Source organism: Streptomyces fodineus (genome assembly GCF_001735805.1).
Lineage (GTDB): Bacteria > Actinomycetota > Actinomycetes > Streptomycetales > Streptomycetaceae > Streptomyces > Streptomyces fodineus.
Genome location: NZ_CP017248.1, coordinates 9,560,195 through 9,580,574, shown reverse-complemented (window position 1 = coordinate 9,580,574; position 20,380 = coordinate 9,560,195). Strand labels below are relative to the sequence as shown.

The 20,380-nt window shown below is 69.3% G+C and carries 16 protein-coding genes and 3 pseudogenes; 6 read left to right on the top strand and 13 right to left on the bottom strand.

Annotated elements, in window-relative coordinates; all coding sequences use genetic code 11:
• Positions 1 to 123 precede the first annotated feature (123 nt).
• The 4 genes and pseudogenes from BFF78_RS48875 to BFF78_RS41600 all read right to left on the bottom strand — a co-directional run.
• Positions 124 to 270: pseudogene (locus BFF78_RS48875) on the bottom strand (GNAT family N-acetyltransferase); the annotation flags it as partial.
• Positions 242 to 633, bottom strand: a pseudogene (locus tag BFF78_RS48865) (winged helix-turn-helix domain-containing protein); the annotation flags it as partial. The pseudogenes BFF78_RS48875 and BFF78_RS48865, both read right to left, overlap by 29 nt.
• Before the next feature lie 149 nt (positions 634 to 782).
• Positions 783 to 1,748, bottom strand: coding sequence for a transposase (locus BFF78_RS48860; protein ID WP_227026084.1), 966 nt, complete (start codon positions 1,746 to 1,748; stop codon positions 783 to 785).
• 189 nt (positions 1,749 to 1,937) lie between these two features.
• Positions 1,938 to 2,624 carry a type III effector protein gene (locus BFF78_RS41600; RefSeq protein ID WP_069783199.1) on the bottom strand — a complete coding sequence of 229 codons (687 nt, stop codon included), beginning with the start codon at positions 2,622 to 2,624 and terminating at the stop codon, positions 1,938 to 1,940.
• A gap of 128 nt (positions 2,625 to 2,752) precedes the next feature.
• Between BFF78_RS41600 and BFF78_RS41595 the strand changes: the two genes are divergently transcribed.
• The 3 genes from BFF78_RS41595 (at position 2,753) to BFF78_RS41585 (ending at position 4,183) form a co-directional block, all read left to right on the top strand.
• A complete protein-coding gene (locus BFF78_RS41595; protein WP_069783198.1) occupies positions 2,753 to 3,184 on the top strand; it encodes an Hsp20/alpha crystallin family protein in 432 nt (143 codons plus the stop codon).
• Between the two features lie 100 nt (positions 3,185 to 3,284).
• Positions 3,285 to 3,680 carry a DUF2267 domain-containing protein gene (locus BFF78_RS41590; RefSeq protein WP_069784149.1) on the top strand — a complete coding sequence of 132 codons (396 nt, stop codon included), beginning with the start codon at positions 3,285 to 3,287 and terminating at the stop codon, positions 3,678 to 3,680.
• Positions 3,681 to 3,748: 68 nt separating this feature from the next.
• Positions 3,749 to 4,183 (top strand): DUF2267 domain-containing protein, encoded by a 435-nt coding sequence (locus BFF78_RS41585; protein WP_418346735.1) that lies wholly within the window; start codon positions 3,749 to 3,751, stop codon positions 4,181 to 4,183.
• A gap of 1,344 nt (positions 4,184 to 5,527) precedes the next feature.
• On the opposite strand, the gene BFF78_RS45130 is transcribed toward BFF78_RS41585, so the two are convergent.
• Both BFF78_RS45130 and BFF78_RS41570 read right to left on the bottom strand, forming a co-directional pair.
• Positions 5,528 to 6,688, bottom strand: coding sequence for a hypothetical protein (locus BFF78_RS45130; protein ID WP_069783195.1), 1,161 nt, complete (start codon positions 6,686 to 6,688; stop codon positions 5,528 to 5,530).
• A 367-nt stretch (positions 6,689 to 7,055) separates the two neighbouring features.
• The gene (locus BFF78_RS41570; protein ID WP_227026083.1) at positions 7,056 to 7,961 is read right to left on the bottom strand and encodes an alpha/beta hydrolase family protein; all 906 of its coding nucleotides are present in this window, start codon (positions 7,959 to 7,961) and stop codon (positions 7,056 to 7,058) included.
• Between the two features lie 1,261 nt (positions 7,962 to 9,222).
• On the opposite strand from BFF78_RS41570, the gene BFF78_RS41565 reads away from it, so the two are divergent.
• On the top strand, positions 9,223 to 10,233 hold the full coding sequence (locus tag BFF78_RS41565) for a PD40 domain-containing protein (protein WP_069783193.1): 1,011 nt from the start codon (positions 9,223 to 9,225) through the stop codon (positions 10,231 to 10,233).
• Between the two features lie 166 nt (positions 10,234 to 10,399).
• On the opposite strand, the gene BFF78_RS41560 is transcribed toward BFF78_RS41565, so the two are convergent.
• Positions 10,400 to 11,614 (bottom strand): PP2C family protein-serine/threonine phosphatase, encoded by a 1,215-nt coding sequence (locus tag BFF78_RS41560; protein WP_069784148.1) that lies wholly within the window; start codon positions 11,612 to 11,614, stop codon positions 10,400 to 10,402.
• A 663-nt stretch (positions 11,615 to 12,277) separates the two neighbouring features.
• Positions 12,278 to 12,787 carry an RICIN domain-containing protein gene (locus BFF78_RS41555; protein WP_159033157.1) on the bottom strand — a complete coding sequence of 170 codons (510 nt, stop codon included), beginning with the start codon at positions 12,785 to 12,787 and terminating at the stop codon, positions 12,278 to 12,280.
• Between the two features lie 104 nt (positions 12,788 to 12,891).
• Between BFF78_RS41555 and BFF78_RS41550 the strand changes: the two genes are divergently transcribed.
• The gene (locus BFF78_RS41550; protein ID WP_069783191.1) at positions 12,892 to 16,671 is read left to right on the top strand and encodes an nSTAND1 domain-containing NTPase; all 3,780 of its coding nucleotides are present in this window, start codon (positions 12,892 to 12,894) and stop codon (positions 16,669 to 16,671) included.
• Between the two features lie 73 nt (positions 16,672 to 16,744).
• Here the strand turns inward: BFF78_RS41550 and BFF78_RS47510 are convergent.
• From BFF78_RS47510 to BFF78_RS41535, 5 genes and pseudogenes are all read right to left on the bottom strand, one after another.
• Positions 16,745 to 16,885, bottom strand: a pseudogene (locus tag BFF78_RS47510) (IS5/IS1182 family transposase); the annotation flags it as partial.
• Between the two features lie 51 nt (positions 16,886 to 16,936).
• Positions 16,937 to 17,221 (bottom strand): hypothetical protein, encoded by a 285-nt coding sequence (locus tag BFF78_RS46605; RefSeq protein WP_159033156.1) that lies wholly within the window; start codon positions 17,219 to 17,221, stop codon positions 16,937 to 16,939.
• Between the two features lie 197 nt (positions 17,222 to 17,418).
• The gene (locus BFF78_RS41540) at positions 17,419 to 17,757 is read right to left on the bottom strand and encodes a hypothetical protein (RefSeq protein ID WP_069783190.1); all 339 of its coding nucleotides are present in this window, start codon (positions 17,755 to 17,757) and stop codon (positions 17,419 to 17,421) included.
• Between the two features lie 296 nt (positions 17,758 to 18,053).
• Positions 18,054 to 18,209: a hypothetical protein gene (locus BFF78_RS46600; protein WP_159033155.1), complete on the bottom strand. Its 156-nt coding sequence runs from the start codon at positions 18,207 to 18,209 to the stop codon at positions 18,054 to 18,056.
• A 169-nt stretch (positions 18,210 to 18,378) separates the two neighbouring features.
• Positions 18,379 to 19,035, bottom strand: a complete 657-nt coding sequence (locus tag BFF78_RS41535) for a TetR/AcrR family transcriptional regulator (RefSeq protein WP_069783189.1) — start codon at positions 19,033 to 19,035, stop codon at positions 18,379 to 18,381.
• A gap of 137 nt (positions 19,036 to 19,172) precedes the next feature.
• On the opposite strand from BFF78_RS41535, the gene BFF78_RS41530 reads away from it, so the two are divergent.
• Positions 19,173 to 20,012 carry a patatin-like phospholipase family protein gene (locus BFF78_RS41530; protein ID WP_069783188.1) on the top strand — a complete coding sequence of 280 codons (840 nt, stop codon included), beginning with the start codon at positions 19,173 to 19,175 and terminating at the stop codon, positions 20,010 to 20,012.
• The last annotated feature ends 368 nt before the right edge of the window (positions 20,013 to 20,380 follow it).

The window sequence follows — 20,380 nt, the reverse complement described above, 5'->3', positions numbered from 1 at the left end:
ACACCAACAGACCACGCCAATTACGCGGAACACCACACCAGAACGGCCAAACCCCCCTGAAGATCTCTGCCCTGTCACAACCATCACGACACGGGGCGATACTCCATCAAAAGGGTCTCAGGTGTTCGCCGCGGCCGGGTCAACCGTCACCCGACTCCACCCGAGAGTCCCGCGCAGATGATCCACGAGAGCACGAGCCGCATCCGATCCGAGACCGCGGCCCCGCGCCTCGGAAACCAGCACCATGTCGATGCCACCCGAGCAACTGCCACGTGCCCTCGACCGTATACGAGATGTGGAACAGCCAGCCGATCAGAGTCTTGATCCTCGCCAGAGTCCACCGCTGGTCGGCCCGGCTGTGGGCGAGCGGGCCGCGCTCCAGCTCCCGTTCCTCAAGATCTGGGCCTCGCTGAGCCTCGGTCGACCCGGTGACCCCTTCGACGGCACGCCGGCCTCGCCGCGCTCGCGCCAGGCCCAGCGCCACCGCTCCACCGACCGCTCGCTCGCCCGCGGCGCGGCGGCGAGCTCCCCGTTCTCCTGCTCGCGCTCGAAACGTTCCACGGCCTCCAGCCGTAACCGCTCCCGCGCGGCCCTCTCGGCGTCGGTCAGCCCACCGCCCTGCGCGTACCTCACGCCCACAGGACTACCGGAACTAACCGACGGCTGTCAGACGATCAGCCCCGACATCACCCATTCAAGTTCAGTAGCGAGCAGGTCCAGGTCGCCTTCCGATGATGGGACGAGACGTGTCAGCGCCCCACTGATCGCGATTCCCTGGGGCATCAGTCGCCCCTGAGCTGGTTGTTCCGGGGGGTTCGGTCGGGACCAGCCTGTGCATGTGCAAGGGCCGAACAGGCTTCCCGGCTCAGTGCAAGGAGACCGGCCAGGGCCTCGGCCGTCTCGGATCCGGTCTCCAGTTGGCGCCACAGCTCGTGCAGTGCGGCGGAGACGTCCGTGCCATGCGTGAACCGCCGCAGCGCGATGTCGAGGTCCCGCAGCCAGCCGTCCACTGTGAGACAGGCGGTGCTGCCGAGCGATTCAATGTGAGGATGAACGATTCTCTGTGGGGTCGGCTCTCGGCCGGGGACCAGCGGGAGGTGGACCAACTGGTGGCTGCGGGACGCCACATTCGGGCCATCGCACTGATGCGTGAGCGCGCTGGTCTGCCGCGGCCAGATCTCCGTGACTGCGTTGACCTCCTGGAACAATGCCTGGTAGAGGGTGAGCAGTCCCCATACTTCCTGGGTGAGTCCGGCCGGATCCTTCGAGCGCAGGACGCGGCCCTTGAGGAGTGTGTGACGCAGTGCCAGGTAGGCGCACTCGATCTCCCATCGCTCGTGGTATAGGCGGACGAGCTGGTGGGCGGGGTCAGCGCGGTGGTCGGTGAGCGTGGTCAGCAGTCGGTAGGTCTCGCCGAAGGTGCTGCCGTCGGCGGTGCGGGTGCGGATCTCGGCTTCGATGACGCGCAGGGTGAGGCCGGCGATGCGCGTGAGGTAGGAGCCATCGGGCAGTAGCGTCAGGATCGGCGGATGTCGACGACTGGTGCAACGCACCAGGAACTGTGCGCCGCGGCGGGCGGCCTGTGCGAGCAGGTCATTGGTGTGGAAGGCTCGGTCAGCCAGTAGCAACATGCCGGGGGTCAAGTTCGAGGCCAGCTGCTGTGCGTAATACGTCTCGCCCCTGGCCACGGGGCCGAAGGCTGCCGCGATCAGGCCGCGGGTTCCGGTCTCGCACAGTGTCATCAGCATCAGTCGGGATATCCCGCCTGGCCGAGTCGGCTGGCGGGGCGGCCGAGCCAGGACCAGTTGTCCGCTTGGATGCGTCCACACCGCCCGCGCGCCTTGCCGCGCACAACTTCGTCTCGATCGCGTGGGCCGCGATCACGCCGGTGAGCAGGCAGCTCACGCGCCGCACGACCTGCCGTTCCGGGCGCCGCCCTACGAGTCCTGTCGCTCCGCGAAATCCAGCCAGCCGGGGGCTGCCGGGTTCGTGGCGGAGTTCGTAAGGGCATCGAGCTGGGCGGCGAGGTCGGGGTGGGCGGGGGTCAGGTGGGGGCGGGTGGCGTTCAGGGGGTGGATGAGGACGGCGGGGTCGTCATGGGCGAGGGCCGCGTGGAGCTGGCTGAGCGGGTCGCGAGCCGCGGCGGGCAGGTCGGTGAGGGCGGCGATCTGGCCGGCGATGCGGCGCAGGTCGGCTGCGTTGCGGCGGGCCCAGGTGGCGGTGGTGCGTTCGGCGGCGCGGCGTTCGCGGGTGGCCTGGACGCGCTGTTCGCCGGTGGTTCCGGCGGGGCCGGGACGTCCGCGCAGGTAGCGGCGTTCGGCGGCCTGGCGGCTGGCGACGCCGAGCGGGTGGGCAAGGTCCGCCCAGCTGGCGCCCGCCTGGCGGGCGGTTTCGATCAGGCCGGTTTCCCATCCGGCGAGCTGCTCGCGTACCTGCCGCAGCAGCAGAAGAGAGGCCAGGGCCTGGTCCGGGCCGACGTCATGCGTCTCGGCAGTGCCGGGGGCTTCGTGCCGGGCGGCTTGCAGGGTGTCGTTTATGGCTTGAAGGGCTGCTGCGGCGGCGAGGAACGACGCCGGGCTCGGTGTGCCGGCGCTGGACGATGCCGGCTGGTCGGCCGTGGTCATAGGCACCTCCCTCAGATAGTCATCCTTTGGACGACATCAAGTTTGTCATCCATTCGATGACATGTTACAACGGTGTCAGTGAGGCGCATTGGCAGCAACTGCCCGAACCTTCCTGGAGGTGTTTCACGATGTTGATGCGCACTGACCCCTTCCGTGAGCTGGACCGGCTGGCGCAGCAGCTGATGGGACCGGGCACCTGGTCCCGGCCGTCCCCGATGCCGATGGACGCCTACCGCGAGGGTGATCAGTACGTGGTCGCCTTCGACATCCCCGGCGTCAACGCGGACGCGATCGACATCGACGTCGAACGGAACATGCTGACCGTCAAGGCCGAGCGCCGGCCCGTGACGAAGGCCGACGACGTACAGATGGAACTGTCGGAACGGCCGCTGGGCGTCTTCTCCCGCCAGATCGTGCTCGCCGACACGCTGGACACCGAGAACATCCAGGCCGACTACGACGCAGGCGTGCTCACCCTGCGCATCCCGATCGCCGAGCGCGCCAAGCCCCGCAAGATCGCCATCGGCGTCGGATCCGACCGCAAGGAGATCTCCGGCTGAGCCGGACAGACGAGGGCTGACCAGCGGCGGAGGACGGGTACCTGATCTCCCCCTCGCCCGTCCTCCGCGCCCCGCGGACCGAGGAAGGGTGGCGACCGACATGACCGTGCGACGGGAAGCGTTCCTTGACCGTGTGAAGGAACGCGGCGAGTACGACACCCTGCAGGAAGCCGAACGCGCGGCCCGCGTGGTGCTCGCCCTGCTGGGCGCACACCTGGTCGGCGAGGTACGCGCCCGGCTGGCGGCGTGTCTACCGGAAGACTTCGCCCTGATCCTCCTGAACCCACTGCAGAGCGCCGAGCCGCTGTCACCAGAGCGGTTCGTGCGCGCGACCGCGGCCTGGATCGAGGGCGCCACCGAACAGACCGCGGCCTGGGACGTCAGCGCCGCCCTCTCCACGGTCGCCGACGCCGCCGGCGACAACCTCCTCAAGGAGATCCTGCTCCAGCTCCCCGCAGGCTACGACCTCCTCTTCGGCCGCCCCCAGCCCACCTGACCACCCGCCCCCGGTGACCGCACACCGGCCACCACGACCCTGGTGACAGAAAGGCAACCACCGCAGTGATGTCCGACCAGAGCGCACCGCTCCAGCGGCCCTACGGGCTGGCGTACGAGCAGATGCTGGAGAAGGTCCGCTACGACGGCGCCTACCCCACCCGTGAGAAGGCCGAGGAAGCCGTCCGCCTCGTCCTCGCGGGACTGGGACGCCAGCTGACCGGCGACGAACGCGTCGAACTGGCCGCCCGGCTCCCCTTCGAAGCCGCACGCATCCTCACCGCCCAGATCCCCGACACCCAGGCACTGACCGGCTGGGCCTTCGTCAAGGACCTCGCCGCCCGCACTGGTGCCACCCTGGCCACCACCCGCTGGGACACCGGATCCGTCCTCTGTGTCGTCGCAGCCCTGGCCGGCCCCGATCTCCTCACCCGCATCCTGCAGCAGCTTCCCTCCGGCTACGCGCTCTTGTTCGGCCGTGCCGAACTCACCCAAGCCGCATAGATACGCGGGATGGGCCTTTCCGGCGCCACAGCACCCCGGTGACCGTGACGCGTGCTCGGGCTGCAAGGACCGCACCGCGCGTCACGGCGCTCCGGCATCATGCTGACGCGGTCAGTCCGCAACGTGGTCCGTCACCAGCGCCGAGCGGACCGGCCGGGCTGTCCATCCGTGCCCTGCTCGAACTCGCTCACGACCCAGAACACAAAGCTCCAGACGCCGTTGCAGCCCCATGAGCCGCTCGAACCACCACAGCAATCGGGGTGTCCAAAAACCCCGTTACCCATCCTGCCGGCTTATGCGAGCCAGCAGGATCGGCACCCGCCGCAGCGGGGTTGCGTCAGTCCGCTGACTGCGTAGGGCGGGGCGACTCGGTGAGCGGCTGCCGCCTCGGCGAGCGCGAGGCGGCAGCCCTTCAGCTCGGGCACGTACTTGTTTTCAGTGCCTCGGATAGCGGTCAGCCCGCAGCCCTCATTCGTACAGTCGGCCTCAGTCCTATTGGCCGGGGCGTTCTCCGTCTCCTGCAGAACCGGACCGTTGGAGATGCTCCAGCTCACGAGGGAACACCGGCCCACCAGCCACCATTCCGCCCGGCAGTCATGCCCAGGGCGCATGCACGACTGACCGGTGCTTGGGAGAGCGCCCGGACCAGGACCTCGTCCGGGTGACCGGGCCCGTTCGTGGTGAGCGAGGAGCAGCTCGCCGAGTTCGAGACCGACGTACCGGCGGCGTTCGTACTCGCGCGAGCTTCGGCCGGACTGATAGACAGCACGATCCGCAACGTGCACCAACCATCTGGAGCTCATCCGGGACTGGTTCGGCCGCCCACTGTGGGAGATGCAGCCTGCGGACGCCGACGTCTACTTCGGCAAGGCGCTCCGCGACGCCAAACCGTCGACCCGGACCGGCCGGGCTGGTGCGCTGGCGGTGTTCTTCCAATTCGTTGAGCTCCGGCAGAAGGCCGAGCTGACAACCTCACAGGCCGTGTGGTCGAGTGCCCCTGGACAAGATGAACCGGCCACCGGCTGGGCCTCGGTGGAACCGCGGTTGAGGATCCCGCCCTAAGCGGAGATCGAGGAGTTGTTCGCCGGGTGGCGTGAGGACCGAAGCCGCGGTTGGTGCCGCTGATCGACGGCGCCGATCGTAACCTGCGGTGGTTCATCGAGGACGTGTGGGGCCCCTTCCACGCCGACCACACCCGGCCCGGCGCCCCGCTGTTCTCCTCCGAGCGCAAGAGCAGGGACGGCTCCTGCTCGCAGGTGACCGCCGACGTCTTCGGCCGGTCGCCGGCCGAGGCCGCCGCTCGGCACCTACCGGCCTGGGCCGGGCAGCTCACCCCGCACGTGCTCAGGAAAGGGACGCCCTTCTGCGCCTGGCGACCAGCAGCACCACAGCGGCGGCGCCCAGAGCCACTGCTGCGGTGCCTGCCCCCGCCCACACAGCGGTTGGCACTCCGTCCTGACCACCGTCGCGGGCGGGGTCCTGGGTGACGGTGAGGTAGCCGGTCTTCTTCACACGGCCGCGGTGGCTGACGACAGTGACGGGATACCTGCCGGGGTCCAGGCCGGGCTTGATCCGAGCCGGGCCCCAGAAGACCGGGGCATCCCCCTCATGGCCCTTGATCAGATCGAACTCCAGCCGGGCCGGGGATTGGAACGCCGGGGAGGTCGCGGTCATCCGCTCCTGCTCTCCGGGGTCCGGATGGGCGTCCTGCCAGCGGACATACATCCTCCCTCCCGCCGCGACGGTGAAGCCCCTGGACCGGGCGCTGAACACATAGCCTTCCTTCCCGAAGAACGCCGGGCCGCTGGCCTTGCCCAGGTAATCGTCGTCGCCGGGGCGGGCCGATCGGACGTCCAGCCGGGTTTCGGCCTTCCGCCTGCCATGCGCATCGGTCACCCACACCTGGTACGCCCCGTCGCGCAGGGTGTCCCGCAACGGCACGTCAAAGGCGTTGAACATACGGGTGTTGTTCCACGACCCCTTGTCGTATGCGAGGCGGACCGGCGCAGTGAACGCTGCGGAACGGGCCGTAAAGGACTTGCCGGTCTCTCCGGGATACAGGTCGTCGAAGAACAGATTCACCTTGATGCCCGGCCGCCCCGCGCCGCCCGCGCCCACCTCGATGAACGGACGCCTCGGCGGCTTGACGTCGATGGTGTCACGGGCCACCACCTTGCCTCCGGCCTTGACCACCAGCGGATACGAACCGGGCCTCGCCGACGCCGGGATAGGCGCCCTCACACCCTCACCGCCCGTATTGCCCGCAGGGCCGTCCAGCCGGACCGGGGCCGCGAAGACCGGCGACTCGGCCACCAGCTCCACGCCCGGCTTGCGTGCGTAGTTGAGCAGATCGATCCCGATGGCCTCCCCAGGGCGCGGGCCCGCATACGCCTGGCTGATCACCGGAGGGTCCTCGCCGGCCACGGCCGGCCGCACCAGGCCCCCACCACTGAGCACCCCACCACACACACCAACGGCCACCACCCGCCGCCAACTCGCCCTCATGGCATCCTCCTCTCACTCACCGAGGACTCTCACTCACCGAGGAAGAGGGAAAGGCCCGCCCGGCGGTTGGCCAACCAGCCCGAAACAACACTAGGCATCTCAAACGGCGGCGACAGGTGAGGACCCATCGGCATCCGCCGAGTTGATGTCATGCCGTGACGGTCCGACACGTGAAGCGGTGTCCTGTCCCCGAGTGGAACGCACACGGGTAGGGGCTCGGGCAGGAGTCGCCGGATGAACAGGGCCCGATGGGTCCCGCACGGTTTCCGAGGGGTCGTCGCCTTGTCCGCCGTGGCAATCACACTCAGCACAGGTAACAGGCCGCGGTGATTCGGCAGTTCGTCGCATCGACCGCCTCGGTGCCAAATCAGCGGCCGGGCAGAAGGAACTTCACCTCGGGGAAAGCCGCGCACGGCCCGTCGAGCAAGTGCCCCCGGCCGCGTCGCAGATGCAAGTCGAAGAAGGCGAGCGGGTACGCCTGCTGGATCCGCAGCGCCCGGGTCGGATCGAGCGCCCCGATCCAGCGCCGAAGCTCCTCGTCGCTCATTGCCACCATCTTCGCCAGCTGCGGTATCAAGACCTGGTTGTCGCAGTACGACGAGTGGACCGCACCATCGGCCTGGATGTTGAGCCGCCAGCCCCGCAGGCGCGACCAGAATGCGGCGACGCTCGCATCCTCGGCCCGGGTGAACACGGCCGTCATCATCATGAACGGCCGGTCCAGATCGGTGGTGACCGCCGGTTCCATCGGGCCGTCGAAACTCAACCCCGCCCGAACCCGCTGGTCCTCGCTCATGACGAGGGCGGTCGCCGTCCCACCCTTCGACCAGCCGAACATGCCGATGCGCTGCAGGTCCAGGGCGCCGGACAGGCCGGCCGGCAGTGGCCGGTGCTCGGCGTCGGGGTTCTCCCCGGCGTCCAAGTCCTCCAAGCGATCCAGGACGAAGCGAATGTCCTTGGCGAAGTCCGCCGGCCCCAGTATGTGCTGCGGGTCGTGCAGCGGGACGACGACCCGGCCGTCCGGGAACGCGCTGAAGGCGTCGCCCGTGTGGTCCACCGTCACCACGACGTATCCGTGGCTGGCGAGTTCCTGAACCACGACGGTGGTGTCGGAACGGTGGTCGTGCGCGCCGTGCGAGAACACGACGACCGGCAGGCGACCGCCCGCCCGCCGCACCGGTGCGCCCTCGTGGCCGACCGTGAACGGCGCGAGCGCAACGTCGGCGTCGAACCCCGCCGAGGCCAAAAGCGCCCGCAGGGGCGCAGCAGCCATCCAGGGAGCCCGAGGATACCGCCAGACGTCCCGGGCGGGATACCAGACACTGGCCATCAGCTCACGCCGACCTCCCGGACCGGCCGCGGGATCGGGACGTGAGCCATCGACGAGATGCAGCGACACCGTGCCCACCGGGTACGGCCCGGTGGGCACGGGCAGGACGAACCGTGCCGGACCCGGGGCGCCGCCCTGAGCGGCTCGCGCGGGACGCGCGACACCGAGCGGCGCCGCGGCGCCGGCCGCGAGTGCGGCTCCCATGAGATGACGGCGCGTCAGGCCGTTACGGCCCCCGCCCCTGTTCATGTTCATATTCATATTCATGGTGGAACGCTGTCATGCGGTGCACCCGAGCACATCCGACCAGCGAATGCATGAACCGTCGCACATGGACCCACGGGTTTACGTCCGTGGGATGAGCGTCGAAACCGGTGACCCGCCAACCAGGCGACGATGTGTCCGCCGAGGACGACTCCTTGCGCCGCCGCCAGCCAGACGCCGTACGGGCCCGTGATGCCGGCGGGGCGGCCCGGCGGCATCCCGGCCGTCACCGCCGTCGTACCACCGGCCCACGTCCAAGCCCGCCGACCTGACCCGGTGCGCTACCTGCGCCTGGCTCGTCTGCGGCAGGCGGTAGAGCAAGTACGTTGCCACCACGGGCCGTACGGTCCGACCGTGCGGTAGCCGCAGACGGTACTGCCGCAGAGCAGAGCCAGGCCGAGTGCCGCACGGATGCCGGGATGTGAGGCGAGTGCGGCCTTGATGCGGTCGGCGAGTGCGCCGGCGGGTGCGCCGGGCCGGGCAGGCCTCTCCACAGCCAGGTGAGCGAGGCTTGAGCCGGCACGGTCACGGTGGCAGCGCCGGCGACAGTGTCAGCGCTGCGCTGCCGGCGACCCGGCCCGGAGCTCGGCCTCGGACGTGCCGGGGGGACCACCCGCCGCAGGGCACAGAAGGCAGGCGGTGCCACTGCCACCACGCATCGGGTACACGCAGGAAGACCACGGCCTCGCCGCCTGCGGTACCGCATGCGACCACGTCCCAGCACACCTGCCGGCTGTCGCCGGCACCATCCAGAACCGGTGCACGACGCCCTCTGCGACCGCACAGCCGGATGACATACATCGCATCGCATGTGACAGCGCTGTACGGAACATGTCACAAGGCTCGTACCGCCAGATCCCGCCGCTTCCCCCGGAGCGCTTCAGGTGCGAGGTTTACCGACCGGAGCGACCTGCAGCAGGCCGCACAGGGAGGGACCGGGATGGACACCATGACGCGCCGACACCGCCGCACCAGCAGCGGCAGAGCCGCCGCAAAGGCCCGAAGAGCCGGCACGACCGAAACGACCGGCACCAACGGCACAACAAGGCGCCGCCGGGCAGCGGTGACCGCCACGGCCCTCGCCATGGCCGCACCACTGACCCTCGGCGCCGCAGGAAACCCGGCAGCTGCGGGAGACCACGCCATCGTCTTCGCCCGCTACACCGCCGCAGCACCCACCGAAGACCTCTACGCCGTCTCCCCCAGCGGCGGCACGCCGGTCAACCTCACGCACAGCTCCACCATCAGCGACGTGACGCCCAGCTGGTCCCCGGACGGCACACGGCTGGCCTTCGCCCGCTACGGGTCCGCAGGCGCCATCGACGGCATCTGGACCATGAAGGCCACGGGCGGCGACCTGAAAGCCGTCCCCGGCACCAAAGGCGCCTCCGACCCGGCATGGTCCCCGGACGGCAAACAGATCGCCTACGCCAAGCCGGTCGGCAGCCAGCGCGAGATCTACGTGACCCACCTCGACGGCACCCACGCCACCCGGCTTACCCACACCGCGGCAGACGACCTCCACCCGACATGGTCCCCGGACGGCAAATACCTGGCGTTCAACCGCACCGACACCAGCGGACACAGCAGGCTGATACGGATCCGGCTCTCCACCCTGACCCAGACAGCCCTCACCGGCCCCGCCTCCCACGACTGGACACCCGACTGGTCACACAGCAACCAGATCGCCTTCAGCCGCCAGGACTCCTCGGGCTTCGCCCACCTCTACCTCATCCGTCCCGACGGCACCGCACTGCATCGCATCACCGCCGCCCGCCTCAACGACAAGAACCCCTCCTGGTCCCCGGACAGCAGCCACCTGGTCTTCACCAGAGGCGGCACCGACGACGCGGACCCCGAACACCTCTACCTCATACGCGCCGACGGCACCGCAACGACCCAACTCACCAAAACCGACTCCCACGACCTCGAAGCCGACTGGCGCCCCTAGGACACGCGCAGGCCAGAGCCCATGAGCGGGATCGTCCGCTCATCACGCAAGGGCGGGACCGTGCACGCGAGCGACGGCCTGGACCCCATGATCCAGGCCGTCGCCTCACGCGCGGCAATCACGGAGGATCTCGCACGAGCACCGCGTGGCACGGCGTACCCCCGCCTCACCGGAACTGCGGGCGCCACTCGAAAAGCAGGATGGTCACGTCGTCCCGCAACTGGTCGCGCTGGTAATCGAGGACGGCGTGAATGAGCAGCCGCAGCACCTCGGCCGGGCGCTGGCCGGCGGCATTGGAGCGGATGATGAAATCGGTGAACCGGGCGAGGCCGAACTCCGCACCGTCCGCATCGCGGGCCTCCACCACACCATCGGTGTAGAGCAGCACGCAGTCACCGGGCTCCAGCACCGTCTCGTGGACCTGCCGGGCGACCGGGGCAAGGGGGCCCGCCAGGCCGATCGGCGGCTGCGGCGGACTGTCCAGCACCCCGGCGAGCACTCGCTCACCACGGATCAGCAGCGGCGGGGGATGACCGCAATTGACCCAGCGCAGCACCCCGGTCTCGGCATCGAGCCGACACAGCACACCGGTACAGAACTGGTCGGGCAACCACTGGGCAAGCGCCTGATCGACGGAACCGACGACATCGGCCAGGTCACCACCGCCGCGGCGCGCGTTACGCGCCGCCGCCATCGCGACCGACGTGGTCAGACCCGCGTTCAGATCATGACCCATGGAGTCGAGGATCATGGTGTGCAGCACATTCTTGACCACCGAATGATCGAAAGCGTCGCCCGCGATGTCGTACGCCGGTTCCAGGACCGCGGTCGAGACGCACTTGCTGCTGCCGACGGTGTGGGGTGGCAGGAAAGCCCGCAGCATCTCGGCCGGCAGCTGCATGGCCGCGGTACGGGAGCGGGCGGCGAGCCAGTCACTGTAAGCACGCTTGGAAGTGATCAACATCGCCAACAAGTCCGCCAGCATCCGGCCACGCCGCAACGAGACCTCTTCCAGCGAAGCGACCCCTACCCCCAGCACCCCCAACCGCTCCGATCCGTCCACCAAGGGCAGCCAGACGACCAAGCCGTCATCGGCCGCAGCGACCCGCGGCGAAAGCGTCCGATACGCCCAGCCCGCCGTCGAACCATCCACCGGCAACGCATCCAAAACCTCATCAAGCGGAATCAACAGCCGCTGCTGCAGATCCACGAGGTAGAGCGACGCCGTCCCCAGACCAAGAGCCGAAGCACACCGCACCGCCAACGCAGGCAACTCAAACGGCAATGCGGTCCGCGCCTCGACGATCAGCTCCTCCAGCCGACCCTCATCGACCACCCAGCCGGCATCGGAAGACCCATGCGGCGACTCCGACACACACATCACCTCTTCGCCACCAGTTTCACACCCGAGCGCCACCGCCACGCGACAAACATCACCTCGGCCAAACCCCACAAAAACACCCGCCACCATCACCCGAGCCACGACCAGGGGCAGCCCGTTCGTGTCCGACAGGATGTGCAGCTTGGAACCCGGCCTGCGCCGGTCCACGGGGCTCGGACCTAGCCGTCCGGCACGATGCAGCTCTACCTCTCCCGCCTCGTCCGTCCGCAGCGCCCCGGCAACCACTGAGATTTCCTGGACCTGGGCCTGTTACCTCGTCCGAGTGACTGCGGACTGTTCCGATCCACCCCAATGCGTAGTGCGCAAGTCTTGTACCTGTTGGACATTCCTTCTGTCCGGGTGAAGTCATGGAGGCGTGGATTGGCTCGGGCCGTAGCGCACGATCTACGCGAGTACCCGGCACCGATGAGCGAGGAGGAGTTCCTCGCGCGAGCCTCCCTGTGGGGGAAGGCGCTTCGCGACGCCGAGGCCGAGGTGTGCCGGCGTAGCAGGCCGGAGTCGATCGGGCCGGCGAGCGGAACCCATCAGAACGACGACGCCACCACCTGGGAGCCGGTCCCGGTCAAGCCGGGCGGCGTCTCGCTGCACGCCGCGGTGACCGCGGCCCGGCCCGGCACACGACGTGACGGGCCGGGCCACCGTTCAGAAGTCCCAGCTCTGGCTCTGCGCTCCGTTGCAGCTCCAGCTCACCAGGAGCTGGCCGGGCTCGGGCCGGCCACCCAGGATGTCGAGGCACTTTCCGTTCATCCGGCTACGGATCTCGTTGCCGTTACGGAACCACCTCTGGTTGATGCCCCCGTCACAGTCCCACATGCTGACCGAGCCCAGGTCACCCTGATTGAACGCGTAGATCTCCAGGCACTTTCCGTTCATGCTGGAGCGAATCTGCTCACCGTCCCAGAACCACTGCTGGTTGGTGTTACCGGTGCAGTCCCACGTCACGGTGGAAGAGCCGTTCTCCTGATGGAATCCGAAGATGTCGGCGCACCTCCCGTTCAGGTTGGACCTGAGCAGCGGTGCCGCGGCGAATGCCGGCGGGCTCGTCAAGGTACCGGCGACCGCGAGCCCGATGGCCGCCAGCACCGGGATCAGTCGTTTCGCAGCTTTCATGCTTTCCCTCCGTACAGCCAGTGCGCGGTTGCGCTGGCCCATGTCTAGCTGCCGAGCGTTGTCCGGCGCCGGGACGTGGGCGCCGGACATCAACAGCCGGACAATGACCACGCACGCGGCTGCGGAAGGCTCCAGAAAGGAAGGCCATGCCACGTGCCGAACGCCCGCTCGACCCGGACTCCGGTCCGCTGACGCTGTTCGCGGCCGACCTGCGCAAGCTGCGCGAGGCGGCGGGACGGCCGCCCTACCGGGCACTGGCCCAAAGGGCACACTATTCGTCTACGACCTTGTCGGACGCGGCAGCCGGGCGCACGTTTCCGAGCCTGGGTGTCACGCTCGCGTATGTCGAGGCGTGCCAGGGTGACCGCCGCGCATGGGAATCCCGGTGGCACGCGGTCGCCGCTGAGATCGCCGCGAGCGCACAGAGCGAGAAGCCGGGGGAAACCTGCCAACCGAGCACACCGTACGCCGGGCTGTCGGCGTTCCAGCCGGAAGACGCCGACCGCTTCTTCGGGCGCGAGCGGCTGACCGGCGAGCTGCTCGCGAAGGTGCGGGACCGCCGGTTCCTGGCGGTCTTCGGGCCGTCCGGATCGGGGAAGTCGTCGCTGTTGCGGGCAGGCCTCGTCGCCCGCGCGCGGGCATCAGGGTGGCCGGTCATGCTCTTCACGCCGGGACCCCACCCCGTGGAGGAGTGCGCGATCCGCCTCGCCGCGGCGACGGGAGAGGCCCCCGGCGCGCTGATGACCGAGCTGCGCGACGATCCAGCGACGCTGCACCTGCGGATCCGCCAGGCCACGATCGACAGCGCACCGCACATCGACACGCTGATCGTGGCCGACCAGTTCGAGGAGGTCTTCACCCTCTGCCGGGACCGGGACGAACGAGACGCGTTCATCGCCATGCTGATCGCCGCCACCACCGCGACGGCCAGCCGGACGCGGGTGGTACTCGGCGTACGCGCCGATTTCTACGGCCACTGCGTCCAGAACCCCCTGCTGGTCGAGGCGATGCGCGACGCGCAGTTCGCGGTCGGTCCGATGAGCAGCCAGGAACTGCGCGAAGCCATCACCCGGCCGGCCCATCTCACCGGCTGCACCGTGACCGGCCCGCTGCTGGCGGCCGTGATCGCGGACGCGACCGGTCAGCCAGGCGCGTTGCCCCTGGTCTCACACGCGATGGTCGAGACCTGGCGCCGCCGCAGCGGCAGCCGCCTGACCCTGGACGGGTACCTGGCGGCCGGCGGAATCCGGCACGCTCTGGCTCAAACCGCCGAGGCCGCCTACCGGGCGCTGTCGCCGGTCCAGCAAGGCCTCGCCAGATCACTGTTCCTCCGGCTGACCGCGCTGGGCGACGGCACCGAGGACACCAGGCGCCGGATCACCAGGGACGAGCTGGACCCGGGCCCCGACACCGCCTTCGTGCTCGAATCCCTTGCCCGGCAACGGCTGGTGACGCTGGACGAGGAGTGCGTCGAGATCACCCACGAGGCGATCATCCGATGCTGGCCCAGGCTGCGCGGCTGGCTGACCGAAGACCGGGAGCGGCTCCTCCTGCACCGGCAGCTCACCGACGCGACCGCCGGCTGGGAAGCGCAGGACCGCGACCCGCACGCCCTGTACCGGGGTGCCCGGCTCGCCGCGGCACTGGAGTTGGCCGCCGCGGACGGCAGCCGACTGACGTCCAGGGAACGGTGCTTCCTCGACGCGAGCAGGGAGAGGCAGGCCAGCGAGATGGCGGCGGTCAGACGGCGGTCGGTTCGCCTGCGGCAACTGGCCACGCTCCTCACCGTGCTGGTGGTCATCGCGGCCGCTGCGGGTGTGCTGGCCGTGGGCTCGCGCAATGCGGCCATCCGGCAGCGCAATGTGGCCATCGCACGGAAGGCCGCCGCGGACGCGGCCGAGGTGCGCAAGCAGAACCCCGCGCTCGCCGCACAGCTGAACCTGGCCGCGTACCGGCTGGCAGCCACTGACGACGTCCGCGATCAGCTGATGAGCGCGTTCGCGACGCCGTACACGAGCCAGCTCACAGGCCACACCTCCGACGTGGTCTCGATCTCCTTCGCCCCAAGGAGCACGGTCTTGGCCACCGCGAGTTGGGACCGCACGGTCCGGTTGTGGGACATCGGGCACGCCCACCACCCCGTCCAGCTGGCCGTCCTGGACCAGCCCTGGCGGATGCTGGCGGTCGCGTTCGGGCCGAGCGGCCACGTGCTGGCGGCGGCGAGCGAACGATCGGTGCGGCTGTGGGACGTGACGAACCGGCGAGCGCCCATCGAGCTGAGCACCCTGCCGGATCAGCACACCGCGCCGACGTGGGTGGCGTTCCCGCCCGGCCACGACATCGTCGCCACCGGCCACACCGACGGCGCGACCCGGCTGTGGAACGTGAAAGATCCCCGGCATCCATGGCTGCTGGCCACCCTCCCCGGCCACACCAACGCGGTCACCTCAGCGGCGTTCAGCCCGGACGGGCACACACTGGCGACCACCGGCGACACCACCGCCAGGCTGTGGGACGTCACCGACCCCGCGCATCCACGCCAGCTCGACGTGCTGCGCGGGCACACCGACACGGTGACCTCGGTGGCGTTCAGCCCTGATGGCCGGAACGTGGCGACCGGAAGCTGGGATCACACCGCACGGATCTGGCACATCGGCAGCGGCCGGCGGACGCAGCCACCGGCCGTCCTGCTGGGCCATCCCACGATCGTCTGGTCGGTGGCATTCAGCCCCGACGGCCGGACACTCGTCTCGGTCGGCGGGTCCAAACTGTTCTGGGACGTCACCGACCCGGCACACCCGAAGCGCGTCAGCGCGATTCCCGGTGGTGCCTACCAAGCCGTGTTCAGCCCCGACGGCCGCGTGTTCGCCAACTCCGACTGGCTGCTGGACCTGCGGGACCTGTCGCTCGGAACCCACGACGACGTTGTCACGTCCGTGGCGTTCGGCCCTGGCGGCCACCTGCTCGCCAGCGCCAGCTGGGACGGCACCGCACGGCTGTGGCAGGTCACCGGCGGACGGGCCCTGTGGCCGCTGGCGGTTCTGCGTGGGCACACCAAGTTCGTCCGGTCCGTGGCGTTCAGCCCCGACGGGCGCACCCTCGTCACCGCCAGCGAGGACACCACCGTCCGCATCTGGGACGTGACCGATCCACGAAGACCGCGGCTCAGATCGATCCTCACCCCCGACGCCGGCGAAGTCGGCGGGGCCTGCTTCGGCCCAGGCGGCCACCTGCTGGCCGTGTGGGCGCAACAGGCGGCTGGGCTGTGGGACTTGACCGATCCCGGCCACCCCCGGCCGCTGAGCCGGATCACCGAGGGCGGGCCGAACGTCACGATGGCGTCGTTCCGGCCGGACGGCCGCACGTTGGTGACGAGCACGGGCGAGTCCGGCTCGCTGCGGTTCTGGGACGTCAGCGAGCCCCGCAGTCCCCGGGAACTCCCGTCCCCGTTCCGATCCGACCCTTTGACCGATGGCATGTTCAGCCCCGACAACCGGAGCCTGGCTGCCTTCCATCGAACGGACAAGACGGTCTGGCTGATCGATATCAGTGACATCCGTCGCCCGGTGAAGGTGGCACAGCTACGGGCGTCCGGCTCCTGGATCTATGCGCTGGCCTTCTCCGCGGACGGCCGCCGACTGGCAGCCGGCGCCGCGGACGGCAAGATCCTGCTGTGGGACGTGAGCGGTGCGGCTGCTCCCACCGTCCTCACCGGCCATTCGGGTCCGGTACCGGCAGTGGCGTTCGGACCGTACGGCAACACCCTGGCCACCGGCGGCAACGACTTCACGATCCGGCTGTGGGACACCGGCCTGGACAGGGTCGCCGCCCGCATCTGCGACAGCGCGTATCCGCGGATCAACAGAGCTGAATGGGCACGGTACTTCGCGGCGATCGACTTCAATTCGCCCTGCCCTTCCGCATGATGTGTGTCATCGTCCATCGCGAGCGCCCCTCCCCTACTGTGCGGGCAGGGCGTAGGAGGCGCGGAGTTCAGGGCATGTTCACGGAGTCGATTGTGCGGCGGGACCAGTCCAGGCCGCCGCGGGAGCCGAGTTCGTCGAGGACCAGGCGGTGGAACCGCGCCCACACCCCGGTCTTCGCCCAGGGTGTGAAGCGCCGATGAGCCGTTGCTCCAGAGGAAACCGCACGCGCCCTCGACCACGCTCACGCGACAGTTCTGGCTCAAGGTCAGTCGTTGTGGCGATAAAGCCAGGGCGCATAGATCCGGTAAATCATGCTGTGTTGCGTGTCGTCGTAGTTCGGGTTGTCCGGTCCAGGCCGGTTGGGGACCTGGGTATTGCCGCTGCCATCATCGGGACCAGGGCCGTTTCCATCCCGGTGAGCTGCTGTCGGCGTGTGCGGTGTCGCCGGGGCGGCGGCGAATGCGGTGGCGGGCAGCAGCACGCCTCCTGCCATCAGGGCGGTCGTGGATGCGAGCATGAGAACCTGCCGAGGGTTCGAGATGCGCTTCATGGGGGCCTCCGTAGACGAGAATCGGCTGGGACACCGTCAGGGGTTTTCGACGCTGCCGGCGGACCGTCTGCCCTGCGCGAACCGCCTCCTTCAGTAAGCCCTGAAAAGCAAACCGCGTCATGTCCCGGAATTCCGTGACACGTACATTCGGGACTTGACACATGAGGGCACGCGGCTCGGCGACGGCTCTTGGACGGCTACAGGCGAGCCCTGGCGAGCCTGCGGTGCGGCCAGGGGGCCGTGGCGAAGACGATGAGGCCGAAGGCGAGCAGGACGACCACGTCGGCCGCGCCCGCGCCGAGGCTGCTGTGCCGCACGCCGTACACCGCGTACAGGTTCGACGCCAGGTCCGCGAACGTCGTCAGGCACGTGACGTACAGGCCGCTCCGGCGTCCCTTGAGGAGCAGGGCGCCGGAGAGCGTGTCGAGGACGATCAGCGAGTTCCAGAAGCCGTTGAGCCACAACGGGGCCCAGGTGCGGGAGCGGAAGCCCCACAGGAGGAGCTCGATCAGGTGCACGCACGCGCCGTACAGCATGGCCGGGGCGATGAGGACGGCGACGGCGCGGGGGCGGGCGGCAAGGTGCGCAGCCCGCGCGGCAGCGGCAGGTGTGCACGCCGACGTGCCCCGCTGCTTCGACCACTTCGCTGGTCCACCTGCACCGGCCCCTCCCTCTGTCCCAGCCTGCTGCCCCGTCCCGCTGGTTACGCCGGCCCGGCCTCACGGACCGGCTCGCGTGACACCTCATCCGCTGTCGCCCACCGCTCCCGGCGTGTGAAGAGATATCCGGCCGCCACAACGACCACTGACGCCATCGCCACCAGGACCGCCTTCTAGTTGACCACAGCGATGAGACCGGCGCCGCAGGCCATGGCCAGAATCTGCGGCAGGGTCATCATGATGTTGAACCCGGAGTAGACCCGGCCGACCAGTTCCGGAGCGGTGTGGCGCAGCACGACCGTGGTCGGGCCGACCGCGATCCACGGCATGCTCGCCCCACACAGGACCATGCCGGTGGCGACGGCCGGGACGGCCGGGACGGCCGGGAATGGTCTCCAGGAGCGCTCCGGCGGCGAAGACGGCCATGATCTCGATGTCGAGCCGGAGAGGTTCCTGGTGAGGGTGGCTCCCAGGGCAACCGCGTGAGCCAGAGGCCTGTCAACGCCGCCTATGCGGGCCCAGATTGAGCAGCACCGTGCCGAGCTGGGCGGAAGTGAGGGCCGGCGCCGGCAGAGCGGGCGTGGCCGGGCGGGCGCGAAGGCCGTCGAGGAGCAGGGCGAGCGGGCGGTGCCAGGCATCCGGGGCGACCGTGGTGAGCGCGGGAACAGCCCGGCCCAGTGCGGCCAGGGCGAAGAGCAGGTCCTCGGTGGTGAGGTCCGGGCGGATGGTGCCCTGCTCCTGACCGCGCCGGAGCAGCCCGTCGATGGTTGCGCGGTTGTGGGCGTGGATCTCCTCCAGGGAGGTGACGCCTTCCAGGTTGGTGGTCATGAGGTCGTTGGTGCCGCGGTCTGCCGCCAGGCCCGCGAACACTGTTCGCAGGTACTCCGTGAGTCCCGTCCATGCGTCTTCGGCGGTCCGTGCCCGCTCGCCCGCCGATGTGGTCTCGGTGAGCGCATCCCGGTAGACCTCGTCGACGAGCGAGGCACGGGTCGGGAAGTGGCGATAGAGGGTGGCGTTGCCCACGCCCGCCCGCCGGGCGATTTCATCGAGCGGGGCATCCAAGCCCTGTTCGGCGAAGACCTCGCGGGCCTTGTCCGTCAACAGCTTCCGGTTGCGCAGCGCGTCACGGCGTCCCGCCGGCGGACGGTCGTCCATTCTGTCTCCCTCTTCCTGCCCCGTACCGGGGAGCGTTCCCCGGTACGGATGCTATCGTCGACAGAGCAACCGGGGACAGCTCCCCGTTTCACCTACCGCGGGCGGGGCGTCCGCGGTCGTTCACGGGGAGGGGAAGCATGTCCGGCACCGCACTCGTGCTCGGCGGCGGCGGACCGGTGGGCGGGGCCTGGTTGACCGGAGTGCTCGCCGGGCTCACCGAGGCCGGGATCGATCTCCGCAGCGCCGACGTCGTGATCGGTACCTCCGCCGGTGCCGTCTTCGGATCCCTGCTCCTGTCCGGCGTCCCGGCCACAGATCTGTACGAACGTCAGCTCTCCGGAGAAGACGCAGTCCGTCTGCCGGTGACAGCGCGCCAGACGGCCCGCTTCCTGTGGGCGGCGCTCGGCTCCCGCGATCCCCAGCGTTCCATCGAACGCCTCGCCCGGGCAGCGCTACGGGCCCGGACCGGACCGGAGTCGGAGGTCTTCGACACGGTCGGCGCGCTCCTCGGCGACGTACGCGACTGGCCCGAGCGAGAGCTGCGGATCACCGCAATCGATGCGCGCACCGGACAACTTGAGGTGTTCGACTCACGCTCCGGAGCGACACTCCACGAAGCGGTCGCGGCGAGCTGCGCCGTACCCGTCGTATGGCCGCCCGTTACCGTAGCGAGCCGGCGCTGGATGGACGGCGGCAGTCGTTCGACCGCCAACCTCCAGCTCGCACGCGGGTACCGCCGGGTGCTGGCGGTCGTGCCGATTCCTCAGGCGGTGGGGCCGCATCCGAGCGCCTCGCAGCAAGCCGCGGAACTGTCCGCCGACGGCACGCGCGTCATCCTGCTGTCCCCGGACCGCGCCGCGCGCCGCACGATGGGCCGCAACATGACGGACGACACGCGACGACCGACCGCCGCCCGCGCGGGCCATGCCCAGGCGACTGTCCTGGCCCCTTCCGTGGCCGACATGTGGCGGGGGTGACGTGGGGCAACGCGGCAGCCCGCCCAGTGGCGTGACGGCGCTTGTCTGTACTGCCGGAATGACGGTGTCACACCGGAACATGCCATCGGCCAGATGATCCTGCTCGCCGACAGATAGATTGGCAAGACCGCTCCGGGCAGACCGATCTCGCACTAAGTTCTCCTCTTCTGGGCGTGGTCCAGTCAAAGCCCGCGGCGCAACGCCCCCGGGAATTCGCCCATCTACTGGGCTTTGCCCTTGTTAGCACAGGGAGCTGACGAACCGACAGATCAAATTGAACTCACGCTTCTGTCGACGCTTTTCCATTGCTCCAACCACCGACCACCGCGTCGGACACGGATTCGCGACAAGGGCAATTCAGCGGGCAA